Source organism: Propionivibrio sp., assembly GCF_049316945.1.
Taxonomy (GTDB): Bacteria; Pseudomonadota; Gammaproteobacteria; order Burkholderiales; family Rhodocyclaceae; genus Propionivibrio.
Genome location: NZ_JBMOJE010000311.1, coordinates 1 through 2516, shown reverse-complemented (window position 1 = coordinate 2516; position 2516 = coordinate 1). Strand labels below are relative to the sequence as shown.

Below are 2516 nucleotides of genomic sequence, written 5' to 3'. Positions count from 1 at the left end.
AAGCCAGCTTTTTGAGTGACCTGTAAGGAGCACATCGTCTGACCGCTATCAGCCCTCTGGAGTCATTCCCGGCCAAATCTCGACTGTCTCCTGACGCTGCGATGCCGAATTCCGTTTTGCTCCATACCAGTCACTTGATCGACCGTCACCAACAGCGCCAAGGTGGCACCCGCCAGAAAAAACTTTCCAAACCACCCGACGCACCTGACGCGCCCGACGCCGCCCATGACCCGCAACGATTCCCGTTGGCCAAAGATGTTCTGGTTCCAGAAATGCAAAAGCCCCACGAAGAACGTAGGGCCTGCACGTATGCCACATTTCTGTAGCTATCGTCGTTACTTGGCAGTAACGTGAACCGGGTTAAGAAACACCGGTCATGGGGTGAGGAGGATTTGAATCGGGTCGATAAGCACCACCTTTCAAAAAGTGCCTTGGTGACGTTACTTGCGTCAGATTGGACTACCTTGCAAGCCCACTATATGCCAACGCTGGAAGATTGCAAGCCCCAAAAGCGATGGTCGCCTATTGGTTTCCGGCGCTACGGCATGAAGGTGGAAGCTGCGTTGGCTTAAGACCTTCACCGTTCGTACAGCTCCAGACAATGTGGCCTGCGGCATCGGCTGTGGGTGTGAAGATGAGTTCGCCTTGCTTGGTACTAACGGTGAGTACCATTTTATTTGGGTCGAGCGACAGCTGAGCACCATCGGCCAATTGCGTACGGATGCCAAGCATGTCTAGCGATTCGGGAGTCTTCTTATTGGTCTCGTAGTAGTTGCCTAGCGCCTCGCGCACGCTCTGCGATCCTATGACGGCCGAGCTGACCTTAGCCTTGACCGTATAGTCTTGGTACGCTGGGAGGGCTACGGCGGCCAGAACACCGACGATGTAAGCCAGTATTAGCAAACCGAAGCCACCGCCCAAACGTCCGGCGTATGGAATGAAAACCGCCAGCAGATAGGCGAAGCCATTGCGCTGAGGCATTGACGCGTTGGTGTCCATCACGCGGGCTGCACGCTTGGTTAGCCAAGGGTAGCCAGCGGTCAGCTCGTGGAATGACATCCAGAAGCCGGATGAATGGCTAGCTTGGCGAAGATAATCTGTGACGTTGAGCTTTTCCCAGCGCACTGCTCCGGCAGACAGCGCTGCCAACGCACGCGCGGCGCCTTCTGGCGACCCGCAGCACGACAGCCCGTGGCGGTCGCAGGTACTCTCGCGGGCACGGGAATAGGCCGCGCCAAGTAGGGGTAGCCACAGCGCAGGCCAGCGCAACATGTGGAGAACTCCCATATGTTTCATGCGCAAGTGACCGAGTTCGTGGCCGATGTAGAAACGCACTCCATCGGTATGTTTGTCCATCGCATCGACTACGTCGGACATCAGTACGACAAAGCGTGCGCCGAGGAACTTGGTGGCAAACGCATTGAGGCCACCATTGCCGTTCAGGATGTATGCCTGCGGGCGCGTCTTCATCTCCAGCCGGTCGCAGCAAGCGGCAAATTGCGCATACAGGTCGGGGAACTGTGCTTCCGATAGCTCGACCCCGTTACCCTTTATGTGGGCTATCAGCGTTGATTGGGCGAACAGATACACCACGAAACCGAACACCAATCCGATCAGTGCAGTACCAAAGGAGCCGACGATTAGGCTTAACCAAATCAGAAGGCCGAGAACCAAGGTGATATTGCCGAGCGTGCGCTCGCGCGGATAAACGAGTTCGTTCATGGTTCAGACTCCCTTCGCAGTGATAGGTTATCGGGCCGGCTTGCAGCTTTTCTTTTTTTCGATTGTGGCGACTGAGATCGCACCTGCATATCCCCCAAATGGGGGATATCGTTGAATATCGGCTCCCGCCAGAAAAACATTCCGAAACTACCCGACGCAATCGACGCACCCGACGCCAGCCCATGCCCTGCCACGGCTTTTTCAACCGGCAACAGGTGGCGACGAGTCGTCGAGTCCGACGGGATCAGCAAGGAGTTTTCCCGCATCAACCGGAAAAACTAGCCCCGGCAGCAAAAGTGGGCCATGGTGCCCCGCGCAGGCCTCGACATGGCCACCCCCTCAGCCGAACCAGGCGACGCTGCCTGGGCCCCGCTATGGGCCAACTCGGGCAACTCTAGCAGCGCCCGCTTCCGGTCCTCCCGTCCCTTACGCTTCAGCCAACGCAGGTGCCGCCGCCATCGCCGCCCTGATTGCCGAAGATGCACCATTGGTCGCATCGTGCAAGGTCTTGGAGGACACACGAATGTACCGATCGGTCGTGACCGGGCTGGCATGTGTCAGCAGCTGCTGGATGACATTTATGGACGTACCTGCATTGGCAAGTGTGGTCGCGAACGTCCGGCGCAACCCATGGATTTTGAACGTCGGCACACCTGCTTTTTTACGCAGCACATCAAAAGGCTTATTGATGTTCACGTACCTTTTCCCAGTCTTCGGATTGACCCAGACAAATTCCGAGTCGCCCCTGGTCACAAGCTGACTCTGTATCGCCTCTGCTGCCATATCGCTCATGG

General features: G+C 56.9%; 2 protein-coding genes. Both read right to left on the bottom strand.

Annotated features, from left to right (window positions below; genetic code table 11):
• Positions 1–522 precede the first annotated feature (522 nt).
• A complete protein-coding gene (locus ACOYNV_RS27420) occupies positions 523–1722 on the bottom strand; it encodes a M48 family metalloprotease (protein ID WP_422902991.1) in 1200 nt (399 codons plus the stop codon).
• 426 nt (positions 1723–2148) lie between these two features.
• A partial coding sequence (locus ACOYNV_RS27415) for a tyrosine-type recombinase/integrase (RefSeq protein WP_422902990.1) occupies positions 2149–2516 on the bottom strand: 368 nt, incomplete at its 5' end.

Bases quoted from the DNA above. Each gene is read 5' to 3' on its own strand.
- ACOYNV_RS27420 (WP_422902991.1), bottom strand. From the start codon at position 1,722: ATGAACGAACTCGTTTATCCGCGCGAGCGCACGCTCGGCAATATCACC.